This window comes from Pseudoduganella flava, from assembly GCF_007830495.1.
Taxonomy (GTDB): domain Bacteria; phylum Pseudomonadota; class Gammaproteobacteria; order Burkholderiales; family Burkholderiaceae_D; genus Rugamonas; species Rugamonas flava.
The window spans coordinates 371,856-397,313 of sequence record NZ_VLKW01000004.1 but is presented as its reverse complement, the minus strand read 5'-3'; the positions used below and the strand labels follow the sequence as shown (position 1 = coordinate 397,313).

General features: G+C 66.0%; 26 protein-coding genes. 9 read left to right on the top strand and 17 right to left on the bottom strand.

Features of this window, described 5'->3' with window-relative positions:
- Positions 1 to 4: 4 nt before the first annotated feature.
- From truA to IP92_RS30465, 4 genes are all read right to left on the bottom strand, one after another.
- The gene (gene truA, locus IP92_RS13415; protein WP_145875603.1) at positions 5 to 829 is read right to left on the bottom strand and encodes a tRNA pseudouridine(38-40) synthase TruA; all 825 of its coding nucleotides are present in this window, start codon (positions 827 to 829) and stop codon (positions 5 to 7) included.
- Positions 830 to 908: 79 nt separating this feature from the next.
- Positions 909 to 3,734 carry a motility hub landmark protein FimV gene (locus IP92_RS13410; RefSeq protein WP_229418754.1) on the bottom strand — a complete coding sequence of 942 codons (2,826 nt, stop codon included), beginning with the start codon at positions 3,732 to 3,734 and terminating at the stop codon, positions 909 to 911.
- Positions 3,735 to 3,894: 160 nt separating this feature from the next.
- Positions 3,895 to 4,656 carry a PEP-CTERM sorting domain-containing protein gene (locus IP92_RS13405; RefSeq protein ID WP_158206704.1) on the bottom strand — a complete coding sequence of 254 codons (762 nt, stop codon included), beginning with the start codon at positions 4,654 to 4,656 and terminating at the stop codon, positions 3,895 to 3,897.
- Positions 4,657 to 4,783: 127 nt separating this feature from the next.
- The gene (locus IP92_RS30465) at positions 4,784 to 5,536 is read right to left on the bottom strand and encodes a PEP-CTERM sorting domain-containing protein (protein WP_229418753.1); all 753 of its coding nucleotides are present in this window, start codon (positions 5,534 to 5,536) and stop codon (positions 4,784 to 4,786) included.
- A gap of 294 nt (positions 5,537 to 5,830) precedes the next feature.
- Here IP92_RS30465 and IP92_RS13395 point away from each other — a divergent pair, with 294 nt between their 5' ends.
- Together IP92_RS13395 and IP92_RS29890 are read left to right on the top strand one after the other, a co-directional pair.
- The gene (locus IP92_RS13395; protein ID WP_199271920.1) at positions 5,831 to 6,811 is read left to right on the top strand and encodes an IS1595 family transposase; all 981 of its coding nucleotides are present in this window, start codon (positions 5,831 to 5,833) and stop codon (positions 6,809 to 6,811) included.
- A 139-nt stretch (positions 6,812 to 6,950) separates the two neighbouring features.
- Complete coding sequence (locus tag IP92_RS29890; protein WP_158206705.1) at positions 6,951 to 7,103, top strand: hypothetical protein; 153 nt, start codon at positions 6,951 to 6,953, stop codon at positions 7,101 to 7,103.
- Between the two features lie 49 nt (positions 7,104 to 7,152).
- On the opposite strand, the gene asd is transcribed toward IP92_RS29890, so the two are convergent.
- From asd to IP92_RS13360, 7 genes are all read right to left on the bottom strand, one after another.
- A complete protein-coding gene (gene asd, locus IP92_RS13390) occupies positions 7,153 to 8,280 on the bottom strand; it encodes an aspartate-semialdehyde dehydrogenase (RefSeq protein WP_145875596.1) in 1,128 nt (375 codons plus the stop codon).
- A gap of 71 nt (positions 8,281 to 8,351) precedes the next feature.
- Entirely contained in the window at positions 8,352 to 9,425 is a 1,074-nt protein-coding gene (gene leuB, locus IP92_RS13385; RefSeq protein ID WP_145875594.1) for a 3-isopropylmalate dehydrogenase, read from the bottom strand.
- 10 nt (positions 9,426 to 9,435) lie between these two features.
- Complete coding sequence (gene leuD / locus IP92_RS13380; protein ID WP_145875592.1) at positions 9,436 to 10,083, bottom strand: 3-isopropylmalate dehydratase small subunit; 648 nt, start codon at positions 10,081 to 10,083, stop codon at positions 9,436 to 9,438.
- A gap of 43 nt (positions 10,084 to 10,126) precedes the next feature.
- A complete protein-coding gene (locus IP92_RS13375; RefSeq protein ID WP_145875590.1) occupies positions 10,127 to 10,249 on the bottom strand; it encodes an entericidin A/B family lipoprotein in 123 nt (40 codons plus the stop codon).
- Positions 10,250 to 10,388: 139 nt separating this feature from the next.
- Positions 10,389 to 11,792: a 3-isopropylmalate dehydratase large subunit gene (leuC, locus tag IP92_RS13370; protein WP_145875588.1), complete on the bottom strand. Its 1,404-nt coding sequence runs from the start codon at positions 11,790 to 11,792 to the stop codon at positions 10,389 to 10,391.
- Positions 11,793 to 12,070: 278 nt separating this feature from the next.
- A complete protein-coding gene (locus IP92_RS13365) occupies positions 12,071 to 13,972 on the bottom strand; it encodes a chemotaxis protein CheA (protein ID WP_145875586.1) in 1,902 nt (633 codons plus the stop codon).
- Entirely contained in the window at positions 13,972 to 14,808 is an 837-nt protein-coding gene (locus IP92_RS13360; protein ID WP_145875584.1) for a protein phosphatase CheZ, read from the bottom strand. The genes IP92_RS13365 and IP92_RS13360 overlap by 1 nt, the downstream gene beginning before the upstream one ends.
- 449 nt (positions 14,809 to 15,257) lie before the next feature.
- Here IP92_RS13360 and IP92_RS13355 point away from each other — a divergent pair, with 449 nt between their 5' ends.
- The 6 genes from IP92_RS13355 to IP92_RS13330 all read left to right on the top strand — a co-directional run bounded on the left by IP92_RS13355 (position 15,258) and on the right by IP92_RS13330 (position 19,672).
- A complete protein-coding gene (locus IP92_RS13355) occupies positions 15,258 to 15,725 on the top strand; it encodes a universal stress protein (RefSeq protein ID WP_145875581.1) in 468 nt (155 codons plus the stop codon).
- Between the two features lie 94 nt (positions 15,726 to 15,819).
- Positions 15,820 to 16,464 carry a response regulator gene (locus IP92_RS13350; protein ID WP_145875579.1) on the top strand — a complete coding sequence of 215 codons (645 nt, stop codon included), beginning with the start codon at positions 15,820 to 15,822 and terminating at the stop codon, positions 16,462 to 16,464.
- Between the two features lie 314 nt (positions 16,465 to 16,778).
- Complete coding sequence (locus IP92_RS13345; RefSeq protein ID WP_145875576.1) at positions 16,779 to 17,642, top strand: Crp/Fnr family transcriptional regulator; 864 nt, start codon at positions 16,779 to 16,781, stop codon at positions 17,640 to 17,642.
- 278 nt (positions 17,643 to 17,920) lie between these two features.
- Positions 17,921 to 18,112, top strand: coding sequence for a hemin uptake protein HemP (gene hemP, locus IP92_RS13340; RefSeq protein ID WP_229418752.1), 192 nt, complete (start codon positions 17,921 to 17,923; stop codon positions 18,110 to 18,112).
- A 53-nt stretch (positions 18,113 to 18,165) separates the two neighbouring features.
- Positions 18,166 to 18,492 carry a hypothetical protein gene (locus tag IP92_RS13335; protein ID WP_145875574.1) on the top strand — a complete coding sequence of 109 codons (327 nt, stop codon included), beginning with the start codon at positions 18,166 to 18,168 and terminating at the stop codon, positions 18,490 to 18,492.
- Between the two features lies 1 nt (position 18,493).
- A complete protein-coding gene (locus IP92_RS13330) occupies positions 18,494 to 19,672 on the top strand; it encodes a DUF2325 domain-containing protein (RefSeq protein WP_145875572.1) in 1,179 nt (392 codons plus the stop codon).
- Between the two features lie 361 nt (positions 19,673 to 20,033).
- Here IP92_RS13330 and IP92_RS13325 read toward each other — a convergent pair whose 3' ends face one another.
- The 5 genes from IP92_RS13325 to IP92_RS13305 are packed head-to-tail and all read right to left on the bottom strand — an operon-like array spanning position 20,034 to position 24,409.
- Positions 20,034 to 21,386: a sulfite reductase subunit alpha gene (locus IP92_RS13325; protein ID WP_145875570.1), complete on the bottom strand. Its 1,353-nt coding sequence runs from the start codon at positions 21,384 to 21,386 to the stop codon at positions 20,034 to 20,036.
- Entirely contained in the window at positions 21,383 to 22,387 is a 1,005-nt protein-coding gene (locus tag IP92_RS13320) for an FAD:protein FMN transferase (RefSeq protein WP_145875568.1), read from the bottom strand. Before IP92_RS13320 ends, IP92_RS13325 begins: the two co-directional genes overlap by 4 nt.
- A gap of 10 nt (positions 22,388 to 22,397) precedes the next feature.
- The gene (locus tag IP92_RS13315; RefSeq protein WP_145875566.1) at positions 22,398 to 23,219 is read right to left on the bottom strand and encodes a DUF4198 domain-containing protein; all 822 of its coding nucleotides are present in this window, start codon (positions 23,217 to 23,219) and stop codon (positions 22,398 to 22,400) included.
- A 10-nt stretch (positions 23,220 to 23,229) separates the two neighbouring features.
- Positions 23,230 to 23,745: a DUF2271 domain-containing protein gene (locus IP92_RS13310; RefSeq protein ID WP_145875564.1), complete on the bottom strand. Its 516-nt coding sequence runs from the start codon at positions 23,743 to 23,745 to the stop codon at positions 23,230 to 23,232.
- A 13-nt stretch (positions 23,746 to 23,758) separates the two neighbouring features.
- Positions 23,759 to 24,409 carry a PepSY-associated TM helix domain-containing protein gene (locus IP92_RS13305; RefSeq protein WP_260071074.1) on the bottom strand — a complete coding sequence of 217 codons (651 nt, stop codon included), beginning with the start codon at positions 24,407 to 24,409 and terminating at the stop codon, positions 23,759 to 23,761.
- A gap of 196 nt (positions 24,410 to 24,605) precedes the next feature.
- Between IP92_RS13305 and IP92_RS13300 the strand changes: the two genes are divergently transcribed.
- Positions 24,606 to 25,103, top strand: coding sequence for a pyridoxamine 5'-phosphate oxidase family protein (locus tag IP92_RS13300; protein WP_145875561.1), 498 nt, complete (start codon positions 24,606 to 24,608; stop codon positions 25,101 to 25,103).
- Between the two features lie 94 nt (positions 25,104 to 25,197).
- On the opposite strand, the gene IP92_RS13295 is transcribed toward IP92_RS13300, so the two are convergent.
- Positions 25,198 to 25,452, bottom strand: a complete 255-nt coding sequence (locus IP92_RS13295) for a hypothetical protein (protein WP_145875559.1) — start codon at positions 25,450 to 25,452, stop codon at positions 25,198 to 25,200.
- Between the last annotated feature and the right edge of the window lie 6 nt (positions 25,453 to 25,458).

Genomic DNA, 25,458 nt, shown 5'->3' with positions numbered 1-25,458 from the left:
TCCTTCAGAACGCGGGCAGGATGCGCGGCGTTTCCACCGGCAGCGCCCACTTGGCGTCGTATTCGATCTGCGCCAGGTACAGGCCGTCCGGCATGAAGGTGGGCGCGGCGCGGGTGCGGTCGCGGCCATCGAGCAGCTCGCCCAGCCATTGCGTGCCCTCGCGGCCCTGACCCACGTAGATCAGCGCACCGACGATGTTGCGCACCATGTGGTGCAGGAACGCGCTGGCGCGCAGCGTGAACAGGATCATGTCGCCATGCCGTTCGATGTTGATCGCGTACATGTCCTTCACGGGCGTCTTCGCCTGGCAGCCGGCGGCGCGGAACGCGGAGAAATCGTGCTTGCCCAGCAGCGGCTGGACGGCCTTGCGCATCCGCTCGACGTCGAGCGGCCGATGCGTGAAGCCGGCGCGGCCCGCCAGCAGCGGCGCGCGCACGGCGTGGTTGTACAGCAGGTAGTGGTAAGTGCGCGAGCGTGCCGAGAAGCGGGCGTGAAAATCGTGGTCCGCATCGAACCGCGGCTCTCCGTATGGCACCACGTCGTGCAGCTCCTTGGCCCAGCGCACGCCGATCGAATCGGGCAGGAATGCGTTGATGCCACGGACCCACGCATGCATTTCGCGCTGCACATCGGTGTCGAAGTGGACGACCTGGCCCAGCGCATGCACGCCCGCGTCGGTGCGCCCGGCACACGTGGTGCCGATGTGCACGCACGCGAACTGCGCGATCGCCTGCTCCAGCTTGTCCTGCACGGTCAGGCCGTGCGGCTGCACCTGGTATCCCTGCCAGTCGGCGCCGTTGTACTGGACGCCCAATGCGATGCGTTTCAATTCCTGCCCGAGTGTGATTTTGCAAAGCGACGGATTATACGCGCAGCGGCCGTACCGGGCCGGTGCGCGGCCCGCCGCCTCAGCCCAGCAGCGCCAGCAGCGCCAGCATCTGGTTCGCGCGTGCGACCTGGTCGTCGCTGCCGCCGCGGATCACCTCGTCGAGCAGCTCGCGCGCACCTTCCTTGTCGCCGATTTCCTGGTAGGCGATCGCCAGGTCCAGCTTCGTGTCCATCTCCATCTGCTGCGGCGTCAACGCTGCCGGGGCAGCCGGTGTGGCAGCAGATGTGGCGGCAGTTTCGGCCGCAGCCGGTTCAGCCGCAGCAGCTTGCGAGGCTGTCGTTTCGTCCAGGTCCAGGTCGATGCCGGACAGGTCGAATTCCGGCGGCGGCGGTGCGGCCGCCGGCGGTTCGGAAGGCGGCAGGTCCGGCAGCGCGAAGTCCTGCTCGTCCACGGCCAGCGCCGGTTCGGCCGTGGGCTGCGCCGCCGTGCCGCCCGGCGGCACCGAGGCCGGCAGGTCGAAGTCCATCAGGTCCAGCTCGGCCAGCGGGTCGGCCGACGTTTCCTGGGCCGTCGTGCCGGCCTTGTCCACACTGGGCAGGTCGAGGTCGAAGTCCATCGCCGTGTCGGCGCCGGACGTGCTTTGCGCCTTCGTCGGTTCCGGCAGGTCGAAGTCCATGTCGTTCGCCGTGCCGGCCGGCGTGGCCGGCGGCGGCGGTGCGGACGGCTCGAAGCTGAGGCCACCCAGGTCGAAATCGAGGAAGTGATCCGCGTCGCCCGCATCGGCGACCTTAGGCGCGGCGGGCTGCGCCGGCGCTTGCGCTGCCGGCTCCGCAGCCGATTCCGCCACGGGATGCGCCGTCGCTTCCGATGTTTCGTCGCTGAAGTCGAAGTCCGCCAGCGCATCCGCGGGAGCCGGTGCGTGCGGCACGGCCGTCGTATCGCCGAAATCGAAGTCCACCGCGTTGACGGCGGCCGGTGCCGCCGCTTCGCGGTCCAGGTCCAGGTCGAGCCCGTCGTCCTGCGCGCGGGCACGCGACGCATCGTCCAGCGCGGCCGAGAAATCGGTCACGCGGGTCGCTTCTTCGGCGGCATAGGCCGCGGCGCCGGTCGCGGCAGCGGCGGCGGCAAACGTGCCGGCCCCGCCCTGCTCCGCATACAACGGGTTGTTCGGATCGATCGAGCGGCCCAGCGCGGCGGCCTGCGCCCATTCATCACCGTGCCCGCGCGATTGCGCGAACAGCTCGTTCGCCTGCCCTTCGAATGCGCGCAGGTCCTTGCGGTTCGCATAGATCTCGAGCAGCTTCAGGCGCACCGCATGGCGCTCCGGATGCGCGCGCAGCGCTTCCTTCAGGATCTCCTCGGCCTGGGCATCGCGGCCATAGGCGATGTAGACGTCCGCTTCGGCGATCGGGTCGACCTCGTTCGTGTCCAGCTGGCTTGCCGACGGCGCGAAGTTCGAATTGAAGACGCTGTTGCTGGTGTCGACGCTCTGGCCGCCCGCCTCCGCATACAGCGCCTGCGCGCCCGGCTCGGCCGCCGGTACGGTGTCCTCGCGCACGACCAGCGCTTCCTTCGCCTTGCGGCGGCGTGCCAGGATCAGCGCGGCACCGCCCAGCAGCGCGGCCAGCGCGACGCCGACGGCCTGGATGTTCTCCATCAGGAAGTCGCCAATGCCCGGCTCCGGCCGTGCCGGCGCCGCCGGTACTGCCGCGGGCTTGGCCGGCGTCGTAGTGGCGGCGGGTGCGGCGGGCTTCGGCTGCTCGGCCATCGGCTGCGGCGCGGCCGGCTGGCCCTTCGCGTCGAGCTCCGGCACGCGGCTCTGCGCCTCGGCGCCGGCCTGGCTCTTCACTGCCATCAGCTTTTCCAGGTCGCTGACGTTCTTCTCCAGCTCCTTCACGCGCTGGGCCGCATCGGCCACCTGCTGGTCCTTCGCGATCTTGTCCTCGGTGCCGCCCTGCCCCGCCTTGCCGGACGCTTCGCCGGCCTTCGACAGCTTCAGCTGGTCTTTCGCTTCGTTGACGGCGTTCGGGCGTTCCTCGACCTTCGCGGTGATCTTGCCGGCCGCGCTTTGCTGCGGCTCGGTGGCCTTGGCCGGCGTCGACGACTCGACCTGGCCGGCCAGCTTGGCGCGGTAGGCGTTGAAGTCGGCCGCATGGGCGACGACGATGCCGCGCGCCTCGGCGCGGTCGGTGGCGCGCACGGCGTCCGCAGCGGGCACCGACAGGATCCGGCCGGACTTCAGCCGGTTCATGTTCTTGCCGCTGAACGCTTCCGGATTGGCGCGGTACAGCGCGACCAGCATCATGTCCAGCGACACGTCGGCGGGCTTGATGTCGCTGGCGATGCCGGACAACGTATCGCCCCGTTTCACGCGCACCTTGCGGTCGCCCTCGTCGGCGGCCGGGGCCCCGGCGCGGCGCGGCGCTTCGGTCGCGGCCGGGCGCTGCGGCGCCGCGGCCGCCGGCGCTGCGGCACGGCCCACGTCGGCGGGCGCCGCCACCTGCGGTGCCTGCGTGCCGCGCATCTCGGCGGGATCGAGCAGGAAGGTGTACTCGCGCACCAGACGGCCGTTGGCCCAGGTGAGCTCGAGCAGCATGTCGACGAACGGCTCGTTGACAGGCTGTGTGGACGTGACGCGGATGAACTGGCGGCCCGCACGGTTCTCGACGTCGAAGCGCAGGTTCAACAGCGCCGGGTTGAATTCGATGTTCGCGGCGCGGAACGCTTCGGGCGGCGCCAGCTTGGCCGCCAGGTCCGCCGCTTCCTCGGGCGCCACGGCTGTCAGCTCGATCTCGGCGCGCAGCGGCTGCCCCAGGGCGGACAGCACGGTGAGCTTGCCGAGGCCGGCGGCATGGGCCGCCGGGAGAACAGCCGCGCCGATGACGGCGCTGGCCAATGCAGACAACGCGATTGATGCGACCCTGGAGCGTTTTTGTACGGGCATATTCTGTGGTGTTAAGTTGGCAACGGGAGCCCTGGTGGCACTCCCAGACGTCTCAACATAACATCATGCCCGTGAGCATGCAAGCTTTGCCCCGGAGCGGGGCGCCCCTCTATGGAAAGGCTCAGTTTGCCTGTTGCGCGCGGCGGCGGCGTGCCAGCGTGCCGGTCAGCGCGAGGCCGGCGCCCAGCATCAGCCACGTCGACGGTTCCGGCACGGCCGATACGAGGCCTTCGGCATGCGCCGACAGCGTCATGCGGGCGAGCAGCGCGTTGGCGGATGCGTTCGTGAACGTCAGCGTGAAGTCGTCGTTCGCGCCCACCGGCCCGGCCGTATAGGACGTCACTTCGTTCGAATACGTCTCCATCAGGCTGATGCCGCCACCGTCCTGGTCGTCGACAATCTCGATGTAGACCGAGGCACTGCCCACGTTGTTCGGGTTGCCCGCTGCGAAGTCGGTACCGAGGGAAGCGTGACCGGTCAGCACCAGCTGCGTGTTCGCGCCCAGCGTGAAGTTACTGTACAGCCAGCTCTGCGAGATGAAGTCACCGTAGTTGCCGACGCTGCCCATCGCCTGTACCTGGCCCTCGTACAGCGCGGCGACGGAGGCCGTGCCGCCGATGGCGTTATGCGCCGTCACATTGCCGGATCGGAGGAAGTCGGTGACGGTATCCATTCCGCCCGCCGTGCCGACGCCTGCCGAAACGAGGCCACCCGTGGACATGAACGTCAGCGACGGGGCCACGCCATCGTCGGGCGTCAGGTCGATGATGGCGACGTGCAGGCCGGACAGCGTTGCGACGGACGTCGCGGCATGGGCGGCGGGGCTGGCGAAAGCGGCGGTCAGCGCGGCGCCGAGGACGGCAATGGTGGCAAGGCGTTTCATGGGCATCCTTATAATTATCAGTAAGAAAACAGAGATGCCACAATAACATTAAAATTACCATTTTGAAAGCAAAGAAAATGCCGGGCAAACCCGGCATATCGAAGTCTTGTGCTTCAGCGACCCGTCCTCAAGCTGCCGCGGCTCCCCGGGATGCGCGGCGGCGGGCCAGCGTCCTCGTCAGCGCGAGGCCGGCGCCCAGCATCAGCCAGGTGGCCGGTTCCGGGACAGCCGTGACGCTGCCCTCGGTCTCGACCCACACGCTCAAGTGCGAGCTCAGCGCGAGGTCGGAGTCATTGACGAGCTCTACCATCAGCATCTCTTCGAAGCGGGTCGGATCGAGCGTCGAGACTGTGCGGGAATAGAACGGCAGCGCAGGTCCGACGTCCGGATTGGCGAACTGGACTGCCACGGTGGCCGCCGCGAAATAGTCGCCTGCCGGCGGGTTGGAGGCGTTCAACCACGCTTGCGCTTGCCCGGTAAAGACCAGCTTCGTGTTGGCGCTGAGCGTATAGTCCGCCTCCCACAGCCCCTTTGCCCTGACGTAGCCCGAGTTACCGACAAAGGTATCGGAATTCATGTAGTCCGGATGGGAAATCGAGCCCCCATTGGAGTCGCCCGCCCCGCCCGCTATCCCGACGCCTAGTCCGGGCTCGCCGAAATGTACGTACTCGACCGGTTCGGCCCCCAGATAGGGGGCGACCGCCAGCTCCACGCCCAGCCGCTCGTTGCCGAGGGTGATCGACGGCGTGATACCGTCGTTCGGATCGAGGTCGACCAGTTCGTACCGGTAAAAGGTCAGCATGGCGCTGGCGACAGTGTCGGCGCGAACGGGACTGTACAGCACGGCCATTGCCAGGCCTGCGGCGGCGATGAATTTCATGTTTTCCCCTATGTTATCAATAAGAAAACAAAGCCTATCATTCTTCGGCGACAGCACGGGAGCGGGGGCGCCAGGTGGGGCGCCCTGTCTCGTCGCCACGACAGTTGCATTCTGCACGCTGCCCTGTTATCAGCCGAGGTTTCGACGTTTCATATGTCATGAAAACGCGCTGTCACCCAAGCTCGACTGACAGCGCCAATAAAAAGGCGCTGTTCGCGTAAGGTTGGGGAACTTCCAAGCGTCAACGCTGTCTTACCTTCTGTTGAGATAACTCATCGATAACAGGAGGCAAGCATGGGGACCACCGGCTTTCAGCACCTGTTCCGTGCGCTGGCGCAGCTGCCGCTGTCGGCTGACGAGATCGCTTGCCTGCGTGATTGGTTGACCGCGCTGGAGGCGCCCGGGCGCTGCTTGGCACTGATCGAACAGGCGAAGGGGCGGTGTTCCTGCCCGCATTGCGGCAACGCGCGCTGCCACCGCAGCGGCCACGCGAACGGCTTGCAGCGGTATCGCTGCATCGCCTGCCGGCACAGCTTCAATGCGCTGACCGGCACGCCGCTGGCGCACCTACGGCATCGCGACAAATGGCTCCCGTATTTCCAGTGCTTGATCGAGTCGCGCACGGTACGCGCAGCTGCCGAACGCGTCGCGGTCGCGAAGTCGACGAGCTTTCGCTGGCGCCACCGGTTCGTCGCCGCGGTGCGGCGCGAGGAGCCGCCTACATTGAAGGGCATCGTCGAAGCCGACGAAACGTATGTGCTCGAATCGCAGAAGGGCTCGCGTCACCTCGACCGGCCGCCGCGCAAACGCGGTGGCAGGGCGACGTGCCGCGGCATAAGCAAGCAGCACGAGTGCGTGCTTGTCGCGCGCGATCGCGGCAAGACCACGCACGCTTTTCATGCCGGCCAAGGCGAGCCGGACGCCGAGCGCCTGCTGCGCTACTTGAAACCGGTGCTGGCGTGCGACGCCTTGCTGGTCAGCGACGGCGCTGCCGCTTATCCGCGATTTGCGAAGCTGGCCGGGATCAGCCATCGGGCAATCAACGTGCGCGGCGGCGAGCATGCACGCGGCGCCATCCACGTCAACGGCGTCAACGGCTGGCATAGCCGGTTCAAGACGTGGCTGCGCTGTTTTTGCGGTGTCGCGAGCCGCTACCTGGCCAATTACGCCGGCTGGCGAATGGTGCTCGACGCGGCGGCACTGACCATTCCCGAGGAATGGCTGCGGGCGGCGGTTGCACCCCGGCAGCAGGAGCGACCGTCATATCTGCGATAAGTTCCGTTCCGGGGTGAAAGCTCAGCTAACGCGAACAGCGCGAATAAAAAGGCGCTGTTCGCGTAAGGTAGGGGAACTTCCAGGCGCCAACGCTGTCTCACCTTCTGTTGAGATACCTCATCGATAACAGAAGGCATGCATGGGCACGAATGGCTTTCAGCACCTGTTCCGTGCGCTGGCGCAGTTGCCGCTGTCGGCTGACGAGATCGCTTGCTTGCGTGATTGGCTCGCCGCGCTGGCGGCGCCCGGGCGCTGCCTGGCCCTGATCGAACAACGCGAACAGCGCCAATAAAAAAAGCCGGGCACTCGGCCCGGCTTCGCTGCGGCGGTAACGACGCGGCTTACTTGTCCAGCACGATGCGCAGCATGCGGCGCAGCGGCTCGGCGGCGCCCCACAGCAGCTGGTCGCCGACCGTGAACGCGGAGATGTAGTCCGGGCCCATCGACAGCTTGCGCACGCGGCCGACCGGGATCGTCAGGCTGCCCGTGACGGCGGCCGGGGTCAGGTCGCGCACCGATGCTTCACGCGTGTTCGGCACGAACTTCACCCACTGGTTGTCGTTCGCGATGATGTCGTTGATCTCGTCCAGCGGCACGTCCTTCTTCAGCTTGATCGTCAGCGCCTGCGAGTGGCAGCGCATTGCGCCGATGCGCACGCACAGGCCGTCGACCGGAATGGCCTGCGAGCCGAACGCTTCGCCGCGGCCCAGGATCTTGTTGGTCTCGGCGCCGCCCTTCCACTCTTCCTTCGACTGGCCGTTGTTCAGGTCCTTGTCGATCCACGGGATCAGGTTGCCGGCCAGCGGCACGCCGAATTGCTTGGTCTCTTCCGCCGACAGGCCGTGCTGGGTCGCCAGCACCTGACGGTCGATCTCGAGGATCGCCGAGGCCGGGTTGTCCAGCAGCGACTTCACGGACGCGTTGATGGTGCCGAACTGCGTCAGCAGCTCGCGCATGTGCTGCGCGCCGCCGCCCGATGCGGCCTGGTACGTCATCGACGTCATCCACTCGACGAGGTCCTGCTTGAACAGGCCGCCCAGGCCCATCAGCATGCACGACACGGTGCAGTTACCGCCGATGAAGTTCTTGACGCCCTTGACCATCGCGTCCTTGATGACGTTCAGGTTGACGGGGTCCAGCACGATGACGGCATCCTTGTCCATGCGCAGCGTGGAAGCCGCGTCGATCCAGTAGCCGTTCCAGCCGGCCGCGCGCAGCTTCGGGAACACTTCGCTGGTGTAGTCGCCGCCCTGGCACGAGATGATGATCTCGCAGCGTTTCAGTTCGTCGATGTTGGTCGCGTCCTTCAGCGTGGTTTCGTTCTTCGCCATCGCCGGGGCCTTGCCGCCCGTGTTCGACGTCGAGAAGAACACCGGTTCGATGTGGTCGAAGTCGCCCTCTTCCTGCATGCGCTGCATCAGCACGGAGCCGACCATGCCGCGCCAACCTACCAGACCTACGAGTTTCATGTTGATTTACCCTTGAATTTTATGAATGTGTTGTCGTCTAACGCGCGTCTTGCGCATTCGGTGCACAGCCGTTATTTCGCCAGCGCCTTCACGACCGCGTCGCCCATCTGCTCGGTGCCTACCTTCGTGGTGCCCGCCTCGTGGATGTCGCCCGTGCGCAGACCCTGCGCCAGCACGGCCTTGACGGCGTTCTCGATGCGGTCGGCCTGTTCCGGCTTGCCCAGTGAGAAGCGCAGCATCATCGCGGCGGAAAGGATCGTCGCCAGCGGGTTGGCGATGCCCTTGCCGGCGATGTCAGGCGCCGAGCCGTGCGACGGTTCGTACAGGCCCTTGTTGTTGGCGTCCAGCGAAGCGGAAGGCAGCATGCCGATCGAACCGGTCAGCATCGCGGCCGCGTCGGACAGGATGTCGCCGAACATATTGCCGGTCACGATCACGTCGAATTTTTTCGGCGCGCGGACCAGCTGCATCGCGGCGTTGTCGACGTACATGTGATCGAGCGCGACGTCCGGATACTCCTTGTGCACATCGGTGACGATGTCCTTCCAGAACTGGAACGTCTCGAGCACATTGGCCTTGTCGACGGACGTCAGGCGCTTGTCGCGCTTTTGCGCCGCCTGGAACGCCACGTGGGCGATGCGGCGGATCTCGCCTTCCGCATAGCGCATCGTGTCGAAGCCTTCGCGCTGGCCCTTGAACGGACCGTCCGGGCATTCGCGCACGCCGCGCGGCTGGCCGAAATAAATGTCGCCGGTCAGTTCGCGGATGATCAGGATGTCCAGGCCCGACACGACTTCCGGTTTCAGCGTGGAGGCGCCGGCCAGTTCCGGATACAGGATCGCGGGACGCAGGTTGGCGAACAGGCCCAGGTTCTTGCGCAGGCCGAGGATCGCCTGTTCCGGGCGCAGCGGACGATCGAGGGTGTCGTACTTCCAGTCGCCGACGGCGCCGAACAGCACAGCGTCGGCCGCTTTCGCCAGCGCCAGCGTGGCTTCCGGCAGCGGGTGGCCCGACGCTTCGTAGCCGGCGCCGCCGACCGGCGCGGTTTCCAGCTCAAATTTTTCGTCCAGTGCGTTCAGCACCTTGACGGCCTGGGTGACGATTTCGGGGCCGATGCCGTCGCCCGGCAGGATTGCGATTTTCATAGTCTTGTTATCAGATCGAGTTGGCCAACCACGGCTGGCTTGCCAGATGACGCTCTTCGAACGCGCGGATCGTGTCGGCGTGGCGCAGGGTCAGGCCAATGTCGTCGAGGCCGTTCATCAGGCAGTATTTGCGGAAGGCGTCGACCTGGAAGGGGTAGGAGATCTTGCCGTCCTTGGACAGGATGCGCTGCTGTTCAAGGTCCACCACCAGGCGGTAGCCGGGGAAGGCCTTGATTTCGTCGAACAGATGATCGATCTGCGCTTCGGATAACACGACCGGCAGCAGGCCGTTCTTGAAGCAGTTGTTGAAGAAGATGTCGGCGAAGCTCGGCGCCAGGATCGCCCGGAAGCCGTACTGCTCCAGCGCCCACGGCGCATGCTCGCGCGACGAGCCGCAGCCGAAGTTCTTGCGCGTCAGGAGGATCGACGCGCCCTGGTAGCGCGGCTGGTTCAGCACGAAGTCCGGGTTCAGCGGACGACGCTCGTTGTCCATGCCGGGCTCGCCGTGGTCCAGGTAGCGCCATTCGTCGAACAGGTTCGGGCCGAAGCCCGTGCGGCGGATCGACTTCAGGAACTGCTTCGGAATGATGGCGTCGGTGTCGACGTTCGGGCGGTCGAGCGGAGCGACCAGGCCCTCGTAGATCGTAAATTTTTCCATGCTGCTCTCTTGGTGGAGCACGGCGGCGTGGCCATGCTCGGTGTTATTTCTTGCCGGCGCCTTCGACGACCTGGCCAACCTTCTGCACGTCCTTGCCGAAACCGGCGACGGTGTTGCAGCCCGTGAGGACGAGGGTGGCGATGGCGATAGCGAACAGGGTTTTCATGATTCGGACTTCTCTTGAAAGCTTCTTTTGAAAGCGTTGGGAACTCAAGCTTTTACCCCAAGTGCAAACCCTGGGGTCAGACCCGCCGGGTCTGACCCCGGCCTTTGCCGTTGGGGTCAAACACGTCAGCGGCGCGCGATCAGCGCAGCACGCGAACGTCGACAAAATGACCGGCGATACCGGCCGCGGCGGCCATTGCGGGCGAGACGAGGTGGGTACGCCCCCCCTGCCCCTGGCGGCCTTCGAAATTACGGTTCGACGTCGACGCGCAGCGCTCGCCCGGGTCCAGCCGGTCGGCGTTCATCGCCAGGCACATCGAGCAGCCCGGCTCGCGCCATTCGAAGCCGGCGGCCTTGAAGATCGTGTCGAGGCCTTCGCGCTCGGCCTGTTCCTTCACGAGGCCGGAACCCGGCACGACCATCGCCAGCTTCACGTTGGAGGCGCGCTGCTTGCCGCGCACGATGGCGGCGGCGGCGCGCAAGTCCTCGATGCGCGAGTTGGTGCACGAGCCGATGAAGACCTTGTCGATGCGGATGTCCTCGATCGCCGTGTTGGGTTTCAGGCCCATGTAGACGAGCGCCTTTTCCATCGCGTCGCGCTTGACGGCATCCTTTTCCTGGTCGGGATCGGGCACGCGGCCATCGACCGGCACGACCATCTCCGGCGACGTGCCCCAAGTGACCTGCGGGCGGATATCCTGCGCGTTGAGCGTGACGACCATGTCGAACTTCGCGCCCGGGTCGCTATGCAGCGTGCGCCAGTACTCGACGGCGCGGTCCCAGTGCGGACCCACCGGTGCGAACGGGCGGCCCTTGACGTAGTCGATCGTGGTGTCGTCGACGGCCACCATGCCGGCGCGCGCGCCCGCTTCGATCGCCATGTTACAGACCGTCATGCGGCCTTCCATCGACAGCGAACGGATCGTCGAACCGGCGAACTCGATCGCATAGCCGGTACCGCCCGCGGTACCGATCTTGCCGATCACGGCGAGCACGATGTCCTTGGCGGTGACGCCGGCCGGCAGTTCGCCGTCGACCTGCACCAGCATCGCTTTCGATTTCTTGGCCAGCAGCGTCTGCGTGGCCAGCACGTGCTCGACCTCGGACGTGCCGATGCCGTGCGCCAGCGCGCCGAACGCGCCGTGCGTGGACGTGTGCGAGTCGCCGCAGACGACCGTCATGCCCGGCAGGGTCGCGCCCTGCTCAGGGCCGATCACGTGGACGATGCCCTGACGCTTGTCGTTCATGCCGAAGTACGTGACGCCGTACTCCTTGGTGTTGTTGTCGAGCGTTTCGACCTGCAGGCGCGAGACCGGGTCGGCAATGCCGTGCGAGCGGTCGGTGGTGGGCACGTTGTGGTCCGCCACGGCCAGGTTGGCCGACAGGCGCCACGGCTTGCGGCCGGCGGCGCGCAGGCCGTCGAATGCCTGCGGGCTGGTGACTTCGTGGACGAGGTGGCGGTCGATGTACAGGATGGCGGTGCCGTCTTCCTCGGTACGCACCACATGGGATTCCCAGAGTTTGTCGTAAAGCGTCTTCATGATTGCTGCTTACTGCCTGTGTGAGAGGATTCCATTTTGATTATGCCACAGTTTGTGCGCTGCAAAACAAGCCGACTTTCCGCCTTGTGGGCCGCTGTCCCTTGCGTTTTACTGCTGCGCGCCTAGGGCGCCGATGCTGCAAAAATGTTCCCCAAAAACGGGGGCAGACCCCGAATTTGAGCAATATTTCCTGAAAACGGGGTCAGACCCCGAATTTGGGAAATAAAAAAAGCCTGCGATTTGCGTCGCAGGCTTTTGGGGTGACTTGCTTGGCAAACTACTTATGCTGCCATGCGCACGCTGCTCCTGCAACCATCCATCAGGAACGATAGGCCCACGACGAGCACCAGCTCGCCTTCGGCCGAGCGTGCGGTACCGGTCACGCCTTCCACGGTCAGCGCGGTCATCGGCTTGATCACCAGGTCGGCGGTGCCGTCGACGGCGCCCACGGCCAGGATGTACGGCTGCGGCGCGTTGATGACGATGCCGACGCGTTCCGTCGACAGCTCGTAGCCGAGCGCATTGGCCAGCGAACGGACCGGCAGCGGACGGCCCTGGTCCTTCATTACGGGCGCACCGCCCACTTCGTTGAAGGTTTCCGGCAGTTCCACGACGCGCTCGACGACGGCCATCGGCAGCGCCAGCAGCGCGCCCGACGTCGACACCAGCATCGTCGGCACGATCGACAGCTCGATCGGCAGGCGGATGGCGAACTTGGTGCCCTTGCCCAGCGCGGAATCGATGTGGATCGCGCCGCGGTTCTTCTCGACGGCCGTCTTCACCACGTCCATGCCCACGCCGCGGCCGGACACCGACGACGCCACTTCCTTCGTCGAGAAGCCCGGCAGGAACACCAGCTGGTACGATTCCTCGTCCGTCATGTTCGCGGTCGGCGAGATCAGGCCCTTTTCGCCCGCCTTGCGGCGCAGCGCGACCGGGTCCATGCCCTTGCCGTCGTCCTGCAGCACGATCATGACGCTGTTCGCTTCCTGCCATGCTTTCAACAGGATCGTCGCCTTCGGATTCTTGCCCGCGGCAACGCGCGCATCCGGGCCTTCGACGCCGTGGTCCAGCGCGTTGCGCAGCATGTGCACGAGCGGGTCGTACAGGCTGTCGACGACGACGCGGTCCACTTCCGTTTCCGCGCCCTCGATGACCAGTTCGACTTCCTTGCCCAGGTCCTTCGCCAGTTCGCGCACGAGGCGCGGGAACTTCTGGAACAGGCGGCCGACCGGCTGCATGCGGGTCGCCAGCGTGGCACGCTGCAGTTCCGTCGAGTAGCGCGACGCGCGTTCCAGCGTCTCGGTCAAGGCCGACATCAGCGTGGCGGCCTGGCCCTCGAACTTGAACTGCTGCAGGCGTTCCAGCAGCACGGCTGCCTGGTTGGCGGCCTGCACGGACTCGCCGGCCACTTCCAGCAGCGCGTCCAGCTTGACCGCGTCGATACGGATGCTTTCTTCCTTGGCCGGTGCGGCGTGCGCCTTGTTGTCCTCGCGACGCTCGACACCGTCCCACTTCTTGCCTGGCGCAGCTTCGGCTGCGGCAGGCGCGGCGGCGGCGGCGGCGGCAACGGGTGCGGCAGCGGCGACCGGGGCCGGGGCAGCCACGGCGGCGGGAGCGCCGGCCGGGCGGGTGTACGTGCCCGGCGGGACCACCGCTTCATACATCGATTCCCAGTCGAGGCCACCGGCGGACGGTGCGCTTGCAACCGGCGCGGCAGCGGCGGGCGCCGGTGCGGCGGCCACTGGTGCCGCTGCCGGTGCCGGAGCGGCCTTGGCGGCCGGCTTGCCCGACGTTTCCTTGCCGTTGATCGCATCCGTCAGGATCTGCTCGAGGTCGGCCGGCAGCGTCGGCAGGCTTTCCGGCGCAGCGCCGTTGCTCAGCTCGGCGAGCTGGTCGGCCACGAAGCCGGATGCCTGCAGCGCCGCCTCGATCGACAGCGGCGTCACCGGCGCGGCGCCCGTGCGCAGCGCGTCGAACAGGTTTTCCGTCAGGTGGCAGGCGGACACCAGCGCGCCCAGGTTCATAAAGCCCGCACCACCCTTGATGGTGTGGAACGAGCGGAACACGGCGTTCAGCGTTTCCTTGTTGGTCGGGTCACGTTCGAGCTGGAGCAGGTGCTCCTCGACGTTGACCGCCAGGTCCATCGCCTCAACGACGAACTCTTTCAGCATATCGTCCATCAGAACCCCAAGTCCGCAAGCAGATCATCGACACTGTCCTGGCTCAGCGCCACGGACGGAGCCGACGGGCCGGTCATCAGCGACACCTCTTTCTGCGCGATCTTCTCGCGCACCCCGGCCGGCGCGTTGTCCTTCAACAGCTGCGCCAGTTCCTGCTCGACCGTCTTCGTGATCGCCACGACCTTCTTGATCAGCTGGCCGGTGATGTCCTGGAAGTCCTGTGCCATCATGATTTCCAGCAGGCGGGCCTTCTCGGCCTCGGTCGCTTCGGACACTGCCTGCGCGAACGCGCGCGAATCACCCGCGAGCGCCTTGAATTCCTCGATGCTGAGCTTGCCTTCGAACAGCGCGGCCCAGCGATCTTCCATTTCCTTCGACTTTTTCGACAGCACGTCCTGCGCGGGCATGCCGTCGTCCAGCGTGTTCAGCACCTTGTTGGCAGCCTGCTCGGTCAGCGATGCCACGTATTCCAGGCGGTCCTGCGCATCGACGATGGCGCTCGACGCTTCCGTCAGCGCCTTGTCGTAACCCAGTTCGCGCAGCGAGTCGTGCAGCAGGCGAACGATGCCGCCCAGGCGCTCGAACATGCTGCCGTCATTCTGGCCTTCCTCGGCCGCGGGCGCGGCGGCCGGGGCTGCAGGCGCTGCGGGAGCGGGTGCAGCCGCGGCGGGCGCGGGCTCCGTACGCGAGGAGGAGATCTCGTCGAACAGACTTTCCAGGTCGTCTTCCGCGGCGGCGGCCGGCGCGGGAGCCGGTGCCGGAGCGGGGGCCGCAGCCCCGCGCTGAGCGGACACTTCCTCGAATAATGCGTCGAAATCATCAGCGGCGTCGGTCATATCCCTGCTTCTCCATAATCAATAAATTGCTTCCCGTCAACTGCCTGAAGCACTGTCGTGATGACGCTCGGCAATATTAACGCACTTCCGCGAGTGTAGCAGGGCGCCGCCCGTAAGTTCAATGTCGGTCCGTTTAAACTTTGGACCCCGGCTGGAAAAGGCGCTCTTTCTGTTGTATTTGGGTTGCGGTGCAGCGAAGGGTATTTGTCTTGTACAAACATGGCGTTGCCGGCAAGTTTTCCAGCAAGCTCATCCCTCCTTGAGGAAGATCAAGTCTTTACATCCAGACAAGAACTGCAATCGGGACTACAATGTGATCTGGAGCGCGTGCTGCATGGCAGAGCTCATGCCGCCGCTGTGGGCTATGGCTGGCTATGGCGCGCTTGCCGCGGTGCGCCGCGGTGGCGTCCTGCCGATGCTTCGTGCAATACCTCCTCCGAGGAGACCGCATGTACCGGAAAATTCTGATTACCACCGACGGATCGGCCGTCTCGCGGATGACCGCCTGCGCGGGCGTGCAATTCGCCCAGCAACTGGGCGCCGAGGTGCTCGCGCTGTTCGTCGCGCCGGAATATCAATATCCGATCTATGTCGAGATCATCCCGCCCAGTTATCCCAGCGAAGAAGAGTATCGGAGCGCGATGCAGCGTGCCGGCCGCGACCACGTTCAATCGATCGTCGATTCCTGTGCACGCAAGGGCGTGCAGTGCGAAAGCATGACGGCGTTTTCCGAAAGCGCCGCGCTGAAGATCGTCGAGATCGCCACGCAAAAAGGATGTGACCTGATCTTCATGGGATCGCATGGACGCAGCGGCTGGGGCCAGTTATTGCTTGGCAGCGTCACCAATAAAGTGCTGTCCCATTCCAAAATTCCGGTGCTGGTGCACCGCCTGCTGAAGGAACCCCTGCCGGAATAAGCTTGCCGCACCACGGCATGGCGCCGCGCAGTCCGCGTCGATCCGCGGCCACGGCACGCCGCGGTGAATACCGGAGACCTCACCGAACCCACCCATGATCAGAATAGTCATCGCAGACGACCACACCATCATGCGCGAAGGCCTGAAGCGCATCCTCGACGGCGCGCCGGACATCGACATCGTCGGCGAAGCCGTCGACGGCTTCGAAGTCCTGCGGCACGTGCGCCAGGGCGGTTTCGACCTGCTGCTGCTCGACCTGTCGATGCCCGGCCGCAGCGGCGTCGACCTGATACGCCAGATCCGCAGCGAGGCGCCGAAATTGAACGTGCTGATCCTGACCATGCACGAGGAGGAGCAATATGCGGTGCGGGCGATCCGCGCCGGCGCGCAGGGGTATCTGACGAAGGAAAGCGCCGGCACCCAGCTGGTCGGCGCGATCCGCAAGGTGGCATCGGGCCGGCCTTATATCAGCACCGAGGTGGCCGAGCAGCTCGCCCTGAATATCATGGCACCGAATGAAAGTCTGTTGCATAAACAGCTGTCGGATCGCGAATTCGAAGTATTCTCGCTGCTCGTATCGGGAAAATCGATCACAGAGATTGCAAATAGCCTGCACCTGTCGGTAAAAACCGTCAGTACCCACAAGACGCGGATCATGCAGAAAATGGGGATGAGTTCACTCTCCGAAATGGTTCAATACGCCGTCGCACACAAGCTTCTGTCCCCCTTCAAGACCTGACGCGCCGCAGCACGCGGCGCCCCCTTCCTCTCACTCTGATATCGACCCGTAGCCGGGCATTTGCCAGTAGGAGTATTCCTACACCCCTGAGGCAGCTCCTACGGGCATATTCAGCGCATGCCGATATCCTTCCTACCCCCTGGTTGGCATACTGAAACCATTCCAATCAAGTTGCCGCGAATCTACGCAGTATCCACCTGGATTCCTCCAAGAATCGACGACAACGACTTAATAACCGGTAGTCGCAAAACCCAATAAAAACGCTTTTAAATCCGAAGTCCCGAATCCAAATGACCTGAAACCAGGAGATAAGCATGCTCCCTACGCAAATGTCCGAAGCCCGAGCCGCAGCGCCGGCAGCCCAATCGCCCGCACTGGAGGCAGGCCGCCAGCGCCAGGGTCGCCTCTGGTCGAACCTGAAGGAAGTCTGCGACCTCCTGCACATCCCGGCCGCGTTCTCGATGAACGCCGACGAACTGCTGTTCCAGCACGTGCAGTTCAAGACGGGCCAGCGGGTCCACACGATCGGCCAGCCGTTCGACACGCTGTACATCGTCAACTCGGGCTTCCTGAAAACCGTGCTGATCGACGAATTCGGCAACGAGCAGGTGCTCTCCTTCCCCATGAAGGGCGACATGCTGGGCGTGGACGGCATCCACAGCCGCCACTACTCGTCGGAAGCGGTGGCGCTGTCGGACTGCGACCTGATCCTGCTGCCGTTCAAGAAGCTGACGGCGCTGGGCCGCGTGCACGTGGAGCTGGAGCACATGATGTACGGCGTGATGAGCCGCGAACTGGTGCGCGAACAGGCGATGATCGGCATGCTGGGCGCGCTGAGCGCCGAAGCCCGCGTGGCGCGCTTCCTCGTGTCGCTGGCCGACCGCTTCGCGCAGATGGGTTATTCGAGCAAGCTGTTCAACCTGCGCATGACGCGTCACGAGATCGGCAGCTACCTGGGGCTGACGCTCGAGACCGTGAGCCGCACGCTGTCCGCCTTCAACGAGATCGGCCTGATCACGGTGGATCAGCGCACGATCGGCATCAAGGACGCCGAAGCACTGAAGACGCTGCGCCGCCTGCCGCCGTCGCGCTCGCGCAGCAAGTCGCCCGCCAGCCGCAAGGCCGCGGCCGAGGCGCCCGCCGCCGCACCGCCGGTGCAACTGGTGGCCGCCGTCTGAACCCCGCAACGATTTACCTCACCCAGCTTTGGCCCGCCTCGGCGGGCCTTTTTTTGTGTCTTTTTTCCGCACTCTTTTTGCGTCCTCTTGCGCCGCTGCCCGCTCGCCTTCCCTCGCGCCGCGTCTCGTTTGCCGGCCTGCTGCCGCGCTCGCTCTTGCTGTCCTGCTTGCCGCGTCACCCTGCGCGCCCAATGCGTGTGCCTCGTCCGAAAAAACGCTTGCATTTCCGGCAGCACTGCCCAATAATGCAAATGCGAATCATTCTTATTTGAGGCCCAATGACCATGCAGACTCCAGCCAACCAAATCGCCAAGCCGGCTGCCGCCGCCCGCCAGCCACAGCCCACCGCCGTGCGTCGCCTGACGACCGCGGGCCTGATGCAGGATCAGCGTGAAGTCGAGATCGAGCACGCGGGCCGCATCTATCGCCTGCGCATCACGCAGCTGAACAAATTGATCCTCACCGCCTGATCCGTCCCATAGCCAGCCGTCGCCAGCTAATCAAGTTTTCCGAGGAGAGCCCGATGGCTATCGACCACACCGATCCGATCTACCTGGCGCCCGCGCAAGGCGGGCAGCAGCCCGAGCTGATGCTGTCCGCCGTGCTGCACCTGATGTCCCACTATACGGCCGACGGCAAGGGCTGCGTGAAGCTGGCTTCCGTCATCGAACGGCACCTGAAGGCGCTGGCCGCGCTGCCCGGCCTGTCGCCCGTGCTGACGGCCACGTGCCAGCAATTGTCCGAGCAATGGGCCGGCGTCGTGGAGCGCTCGCTGCCGCCGGTGAAGAAGGACGACGGCTTCCTGGCGCGCCTGATGGCGCGCGGCCGTCCCGCGGCGCAGGTGGCGTGAGATGTGCGACAAGCACGCGGCCGCCGTGCCGCAGGAAGCGCAAGCGTCGCGCCGGCGCCGCATCTGGGAACTGGGCCACACCTGTCACTGCCCGCTGGTCGGCGTCGCGCTGCCGCTGCCGGTGCTGCGCAAGCTCGTTGGCAAGATCACCGGCGGCAAGGTGATCGCCGACGATTACGAGATCCACGTGGGCGCCGTCAGCGAATGCGGCGCCCGCAACCGGCTCTCCGAAGCGCTGCAGAAAGAGCTGGAGCGCCGCTACGCAACGGTGGTGCAGCGCTTTCGTGGCGCCCGTACCACTGAACAGGTCGGCGAATTGTGGCGCGCGGCCGTTGCCAGCGGCGACGTCGCCGGCGCGTTCTGGGCCGGCCTGACCCATCCGCGCTGCGAGCCGGAGCTGGAGGAAAGGATGTGCCGCGACCTGCACATGATCCAGCACCAGGCCGGCGCCTGTGCCCGCGCCGACATCAACCGCTTCAACGCCGTCGTCGACGAAAACGCCCAGCTGACGCGGGAAGTGGCGAAGCTGCAACAGCGCAGCGCGGCGATGCAACTGGAGCGCACCGCCGAACAGGATCGCCACGCCAGTGCGCTGATGCAATTGCGCGCGCAGATGGTGGGGCGCGACAGCATGATCGATTCGCTGCGGCAGGAACTGGAGCAGTTGCGCAACACGATCCCCGGCTTGCCGTCACGCGAACGGCTGCTGCAGCGGCTGCACCAGACGGACGAGCGCGAACGTGCGTTGCGCGACCAGATTGCCGAGCTGCGCCGCCAACTGACGCAAACCCAGGCGCAGGCCCAGGCGCAGCTGGCGCCGCCACCCGCTCCCGAGCCGCCCGCGGTGGTGGAGCACGTGATCCGGATGCCGGTCCGGCTGTCGGAGCGCAGCATCCTGTGCGTCGGCGGCCGCAGCGGCAACGTGGCCACGTATCGCGCGCTGATCGAGCGGGCCGGCGGCCAGTTCGCCCACCACGACGGCGGGCTGGAAGACAATGCCGGCAAGCTGGAAGCAAGCCTCGCGGCGGCCGACCTCGTCATCTGCCAGACGGGCTGCATCAGCCACAGCGCCTACTGGCGCGTGAAGGACTTCTGCAAGCGCACCGGCAAGCGGTGCGTCTTCATCGACAACCCCAGCATCTCGAGCCTGCAACGGGGCCTCGAGGAACTGGCGCCCTGAGAACCTCTCTTTCCGCGTCACGCGGAAAACCTCCTTGCCCCGCCCCGTGCGGGGCTTTTTTTGTTTCCAAAAACGAGGGACTGTCCCTCGAAACAGGAAATATTTCCAGAATCGAGGGACAGTCCCTTGTGGTGAGAACGCATCGGTTTGAGCAGAAAAGGGGGGCGTGGACGTCACGGAGGCGCCTTCGTAATCCCCGTGGCCTCACGCCGTCCTGGGAGGCACCCACACCTCCGACGCTGTTCTTCCACGAGCCAACATTTCCGAAATCGAGGGACTGTCCCTCGAAACAGGAAATGTTTCCAGAAACGAGGGACAGTCCCCTGTGGTGAAAAAGCCTCGCGGTTGAGCGGTGCGGAGGTCAGTAGACGTCGCGGCGGTAGCGGCCGGCGGTGGCCAGTGCGGTGACGGTGGCGTCGCCCAGCGCTTGGCGCAGCGCGGTGTCGACGCCGGCGGCCATGCCTTCCAGGCTGCCGCAGACGTAGATGGCGGCGCCGTCGTCGATCCAGGCGCGCAGCGTGGCGGCGGCGCCGGGCAGCAGGTCCTGCACGTAGACGCGGCCGCCCGCGTCGCGCGAGAACGCCAGGTCGAGGCGTTCCAGCATGCCCTGCCGCTGCCATGCTTCGAGCTCGGCGCCGTAGTGCAGGTCGTGGGCGCGCTGGCGTTCGCCGAACAGCAGCCAGTTGCGCCCTACGCCGGCGGCGCTGCGCTCGCGCAGGTGGCCGCGCAGGCCGGCGATGCCCGTGCCGTTGCCGATCAGGATCAGCGGGCGCGTGGCGTTGTCTTCGAGACGGAAGCGGCGGTGCTGGCGCAGCCGCAGCGGCACCAGCGCGCCGATAGGCGCCTGTTCGCACAGCCAGCCGGAGGCGATGCCGCTGTTGCCGTCCGCATGGCGGTGCAGGCGCACCAGCAGGTGCACGCGGCCGTCGGCGGGAATCGACGCGATCGAGTATTCGCGCGGGCTGTCCGGCTGCGCGGGCGGCGCCACCTGCACCAGGTCGCCCGACCGCCATGCCGGCAATGCGCCGTCGACGGGCTCCAGTTCGAGATGCAGCACCGGCGCGCCGGCACTGCCGGGGTTCATCAGGCGCCGCTCGGCCAGGCGCCACGGCGCGAACGCGGGGGCTTCCCAATCCGGTGCGTCGCTGGTGCCGGCCAGGTGGGACAGGTGCTGGCGCCACGGCGCGATGTCTTTCGTGGCGCCACGGTCCACTTCGACGCGGGGGAACAGCGGTTGCGCGCCCTGGGCGCTCAGCCAGCCGTCCAACGCGCGGCCGAAGCCGCAGAAGTGCGCATAGCTGCTGTCGCCCAGCGCCAGCACGCCGTAGTGCAGCTGCGACAGCGGCAGCGCGCGCGTCATCAGCCGGCCGGCGAACGATGCGCCGCCATCCGGCGCGTCGCCTTCGCCATACGTGCTGGCGATGAACAGCGCGCGCCCGGCGCCTTGCAGCGCGGCCGCGTCGAGGTCGGACAGCTCGCACACCCTGACGCCGATGCCGGCCAGGCGCAATGTGGCGGCGGTCTGCTGCGCCAGTTCCTCGCCGTTGCCGGTCTGGCTCGCGTAGGCGACGATCCAGCCGCCCGCGTCAAGGGCACGGGTGGCGGCGCGCCGCTTGCCGCGCCAGCGTAGCCACGGCAGCAGGCAGGTGACGCCATATGCGGCGAAGCAGGCCGCGGTCAGCGCGAGCCGGGTCGTATCGTTCGTCAGGATCATGCGTGGTCGAGCATCGCCCGCATGTGGGAGCTCAGGTGTTCAGTGAGGCCGCCGGCCCGGCGCACCACGAAGCGCGCCGCGATGCCGCGCTGTTCCGCCAGCGCCATGCCGGCATCGACGCCCAGCACGGTCAGCGCGGTGGACCATGCGTCGCACGCCATGCAGCTTGCGTCGATCACGGTCACCGACGCGAGGCCGTTCTCGATCGGCGCGCCGGTGCGCGGATCGATCGTGTGCGGACGGCGCCGGCCGTCGTTGAAAAAATAGCGGCGGTAGTCGCCTGACGTGGCGACCGCCAGGCCGTGCAGCGCGAGGACGATGCTGTCGATGCTGTCGCCCTCCTCCGCTTCGGTCACCTGCTCCAGCGCCACCCACCACGGTTGGCCATCCGGCTTCACGCCGGCGCCGCGCAACTCGCCGCCCACCTCGACGAGGTAGTCGCGGATGCCCTGCTGTTCCAGCCAGCGCGCCAGGCAGTCCACGCTGTAGCCCTTGGCCACCGCGGACAGGTCCAGCTGCACGCCGCCCGGCTGCAGCGCCGTGCGGCTGACGGGATCGAGCCGCACGCGCGCGGCCGGCAGCGCGGCGCGGGCCTGCTCCGGCGTCGGTGCGATGAAGCCCGGTTCGTCGTAACGGTTGACGGGGCCGAAGCCCCACAGGTTCACGAGCGCGCCGGCGCACGGGTCGCACGCGCCGCCGGACTCGCGGCACACGTCCAGCGCATACGCCAGCACCTGGAAGAACGCCGGCGGCAGTACCAGCCACGTGCCGGCCGGCGCGCGGTTGAAGCGGCCCAGGTCCGAGTCCGCCTCCCAGTGGCTCATCTGGGCGACGACGTCGTCCAGATGGCGCTGCAGGCCCGCCAGCAGGTCCGCGGTGTCGTGCTGTACGACGCGTGCCGACCAGCTCGTGCCCATGGTGGTGCCGCCGTAGCCGCGCACGGGGGCATCGGCCGGCGGCGGCTCGGCCGAGATATGGTGCGGCAGCAGGACACGACGCATATCGGGCGGCTTACTCCGGCAGCACTTCGACGGTCGCCGAGTACATCACGCGGCGTGCCGGCATCTCCGGCTGCTTGCCCGGTTCCGGCTTCGCCTGCGCGGGCCAGCTGGCCGTTGCCATGTACATGCCGGCGGCGGGAATCGTGAACGTGATCTCGCCCTTCGCGTCGGTGACGTGGCGGATCTCGTTCAACGTGCCGCGATAGCGCACGCCGCCCGGGATCAGGCTGAACGGCAGGTTGGCCGCCGGCTTGCCGTCCAACAGGAAGCGCCACGTGGCCTTCTCGCCGGCGCGCAGCTCCGTCGGATTCGTCACCGGTACCAGTTCGAGGCCGCTGCCGGTTGGCTTCAATACGCCGTCGCTCGGCGTGTTCGCCGTCACGAACGTCTCGATGCGCGTGTTGGTGCGCGTCACCTTTACGTCCTCGGCATTGGCCGGCACTTCCTTCGCCAGCGCCGCCTCGCTGCCCCGCCAGCGCTTCATCTCGCCGTTCACCTTCCAGCTGGCGAACACGTTCTGGTTCACGAGGGCGATCTTGTACGTGCCGTTCTTCGCCATCTTCACGTCGAACGCGTTGCGCAGCTTGCCGTTCATGACGTTCTCCGGTTGCAGCGTGGCGCCATCCGGGCCGGTGATCGTCAGGCCGTCCAGTTTCAGCGGCACGAAGTCGATGTCGAACAGGCCTTCGGAGATGGCCGCGTCGACGGTTACCCAAGCTTCCTTGTCGTTCTCGACGAACGTCGACGACGGCAGGATCCACTGCTTGTGCGCTTGCGCGCCGAACGCGGCGCAGATTAGCGCCAGCGCGATCAGGGTTTTCTGGATACGCATGCGGTGCTCCTTAAGGTTTGACCTGAACGACGACATTGCCCAACTCTTCCTTGCCCTTCGCGGCGAAGTCCTTCGCGGCCTTCGGCGGCCAGGCGACGGGCACCTTGACGAGCTCACGGCCGCCCGCTTCGCGCGCCGCTTCGACCACCAGCGTGTACTGGCCGGCCGGCAGCTTGTTCAACGCGTCCTTCGCGACCGGGAAGGTCAGCGTGTGCTCGCCCGGCGCGCGGGTGGCGCCGCTGACGCCGTCCAGCGGCATCTCGACGTCGCGGCCCGCCTTGCGCCACCACTGGCGCATGTCCTTCAGCCACTTGGTGCCGGCATTGTCCTTCTTCTTCATGTCGTACAGCACCGCGAGGTTCGTCACCACCTTCTGGTCGGCGTTTTCCAGCCACGCGGCGATATACGGCTTGTGGTACTCGGCCACGTTCAGTTGCGGGATCTCGAGCTTCAGGGCCAGGTCGGCCGCCATCGCCTGCGCACTGACAAGCGGAATGCCGAGCGCGATGGAGTAGCGTAATTTCATGGTGTGCCTTTTTTTAGTGGATGAACAACAGAGCAATGACGATCGGGACCAGCATGCCCAGGCCGACCATCGGCCACGTGAAGGGCCGGTTGGCCGCGTGGAATTTCAGGATCAAGAGGCCCGTGATGCAGAACACGAGACAGGCGGCGGCAAACACGTCGATGAACCAGTTCCAGGCCGTGCCCGTGTTACGGCCCTTGTGCACGTCGTTGAGCCAGGAAATCCAGCCGCGGTCGGTGTTCTCGTATTCGGCCGCGCCGTCTTCCAGGCCGATGCGCACCCACGCGTCGCCGCCCGCCTTCGGCAGCGGCAGGTAGACTTCGTCGGCAGCCCATTCGGCGACCCGGCCGCCGGCCTTGATGGACCAAGTGTCTTCCAGCCAGCGCTCGGCCGCATCGGGCAGCGGCGCCTTGTCGCCATCGTGCTCGCCCGCGAAGGCGCGCAACTGAGCCAGCAACGGCGCCGGCGCGGTGGCTTCCTTGCGCACGACGGTGGGCTTCGCCTCGATCTGCGACGCGTGGTTCAAGGTGATGCCGGTAATGCTGAACAGGAACATGCCAAGCAGGCACAGCGCGGAACTGATCCAGTGCCACTGATGCAGTTGCTTCAGCCACATGGCCCGGCCCGCGTTCTTCGCCGTCGCATCGATGTTCTTGTCGTTCAATTTCGCCTTCTTGCGTGCCTTCAATAATCAACAGATGATAATGATTATCATTTGCGCCGTCAATTGACGCTTCCTCTGCTGTTACAAACGAAACAAATCTCCCCGCACCGGCGCGTGCTGTTCGCTGGCGTACAGAAGGCATACCGTTGCCGGGCTATCCTGAGCGCTTGTTCAGGACAAAGCAAAAGGAGCGATCATGACTATCTTCACCACCGACGAACTGGATGACCTGCGCGGCAAGATCAAGGATGTGAAATTCGGTATGTTCACGACGCAGGACGCGTCGAATATGCTGAGCAGCCGGCCGCTGACGAGCCAGCAGGTCGATGCCGACGGCAATATGTGGTTCTTCGTGTCGGACCAGGAAGCGTTCACGCGCGAGCTGCTGGACAACCCTTCCGTCAACGTGTCGTTCGCCGACGTCGACGATCACCTGTACGTGTCCGTGTCGGGCCGTGCCGAGCTGCTGCGCGACCGCGCCAAGGCGGAAGAACTGTGGAATCCGATGGTCAAGGCGTGGTTCCCGCAAGGGCTGGACGACCCGCACCTGGCGCTGCTGCGGGTGCATATCCAGGCCGCGGAATACTGGGATACGGCCAACAGCAAGATGGTGTCGCTGTTCGCGATGGCGAAGGCCGCGATCACGGGCAAGCCGCCGACCAATGTGGGCGAGCATCGCCAGCTGGGGCATTGATGCCCTCAAGGAGGAATGTCAGGTCGGACCGCGCGGCCCCTCCAACCGCCGCGCCCGCCTGACACAAAAACCCCGGCGTGTGCCGGGGTTTCGTTCACACACCCGAGCTGGCTTCAGGCCCTGGGGCACCGCCTTCGGTGCCCGGTGGTTCGCCACCCTGGCGGGAAGCGTGATCCCCGCTTTGGCGTGAACCCTGGTCCGCGCTCTGGCGGCTGCCGGGTATGGGCTTGTCCAGGCGGCGCACTTCCGTCTCCGGCAGATCAACGTTGCCGATGCCGGGATGTTCGGTGTCCACCAGGACGAAGGTGTCTTCGCTGTTGTTCTTGCGGGACTTGTCAGGTGGAGTCATGCCATC

What these genes read in the sequence shown, in the direction of transcription:
- IP92_RS13405 (WP_158206704.1), bottom strand. Translation starts at nt 4,656, where the DNA reads ATGAAACGCCTTGCCACCATTGCCGTCCTCGGCGCCGCGCTGACCGCC.
- IP92_RS30465 (WP_229418753.1), bottom strand. Translation starts at nt 5,536, where the DNA reads ATGAAATTCATCGCCGCCGCAGGCCTGGCAATGGCCGTGCTGTACAGT.
- IP92_RS13395 (WP_199271920.1), top strand. Translation starts at nt 5,831, where the DNA reads ATGGGGACCACCGGCTTTCAGCACCTGTTCCGTGCGCTGGCGCAGCTG.
- IP92_RS29890 (WP_158206705.1), top strand. Translation starts at nt 6,951, where the DNA reads ATGGGCACGAATGGCTTTCAGCACCTGTTCCGTGCGCTGGCGCAGTTG.
- asd (WP_145875596.1), bottom strand. Translation starts at nt 8,280, where the DNA reads ATGAAACTCGTAGGTCTGGTAGGTTGGCGCGGCATGGTCGGCTCCGTG.
- leuB (WP_145875594.1), bottom strand. Translation starts at nt 9,425, where the DNA reads ATGAAAATCGCAATCCTGCCGGGCGACGGCATCGGCCCCGAAATCGTC.
- leuD (WP_145875592.1), bottom strand. Translation starts at nt 10,083, where the DNA reads ATGGAAAAATTTACGATCTACGAGGGCCTGGTCGCTCCGCTCGACCGC.
- IP92_RS13375 (WP_145875590.1), bottom strand. Translation starts at nt 10,249, where the DNA reads ATGAAAACCCTGTTCGCTATCGCCATCGCCACCCTCGTCCTCACGGGC.
- IP92_RS13365 (WP_145875586.1), bottom strand. Translation starts at nt 13,972, where the DNA reads ATGGACGATATGCTGAAAGAGTTCGTCGTTGAGGCGATGGACCTGGCG.
- IP92_RS13360 (WP_145875584.1), bottom strand. Translation starts at nt 14,808, where the DNA reads ATGACCGACGCCGCTGATGATTTCGACGCATTATTCGAGGAAGTGTCC.
- IP92_RS13355 (WP_145875581.1), top strand. Translation starts at nt 15,258, where the DNA reads ATGTACCGGAAAATTCTGATTACCACCGACGGATCGGCCGTCTCGCGG.
- IP92_RS13350 (WP_145875579.1), top strand. Translation starts at nt 15,820, where the DNA reads ATGATCAGAATAGTCATCGCAGACGACCACACCATCATGCGCGAAGGC.
- IP92_RS13345 (WP_145875576.1), top strand. Translation starts at nt 16,779, where the DNA reads ATGCTCCCTACGCAAATGTCCGAAGCCCGAGCCGCAGCGCCGGCAGCC.
- hemP (WP_229418752.1), top strand. Translation starts at nt 17,921, where the DNA reads ATGACCATGCAGACTCCAGCCAACCAAATCGCCAAGCCGGCTGCCGCC.
- IP92_RS13335 (WP_145875574.1), top strand. Translation starts at nt 18,166, where the DNA reads ATGGCTATCGACCACACCGATCCGATCTACCTGGCGCCCGCGCAAGGC.
- IP92_RS13330 (WP_145875572.1), top strand. Translation starts at nt 18,494, where the DNA reads ATGTGCGACAAGCACGCGGCCGCCGTGCCGCAGGAAGCGCAAGCGTCG.
- IP92_RS13325 (WP_145875570.1), bottom strand. Translation starts at nt 21,386, where the DNA reads ATGATCCTGACGAACGATACGACCCGGCTCGCGCTGACCGCGGCCTGC.
- IP92_RS13320 (WP_145875568.1), bottom strand. Translation starts at nt 22,387, where the DNA reads ATGCGTCGTGTCCTGCTGCCGCACCATATCTCGGCCGAGCCGCCGCCG.
- IP92_RS13315 (WP_145875566.1), bottom strand. Translation starts at nt 23,219, where the DNA reads ATGCGTATCCAGAAAACCCTGATCGCGCTGGCGCTAATCTGCGCCGCG.
- IP92_RS13310 (WP_145875564.1), bottom strand. Translation starts at nt 23,745, where the DNA reads ATGAAATTACGCTACTCCATCGCGCTCGGCATTCCGCTTGTCAGTGCG.
- IP92_RS13300 (WP_145875561.1), top strand. Translation starts at nt 24,606, where the DNA reads ATGACTATCTTCACCACCGACGAACTGGATGACCTGCGCGGCAAGATC.
- IP92_RS13295 (WP_145875559.1), bottom strand. Translation starts at nt 25,452, where the DNA reads ATGACTCCACCTGACAAGTCCCGCAAGAACAACAGCGAAGACACCTTC.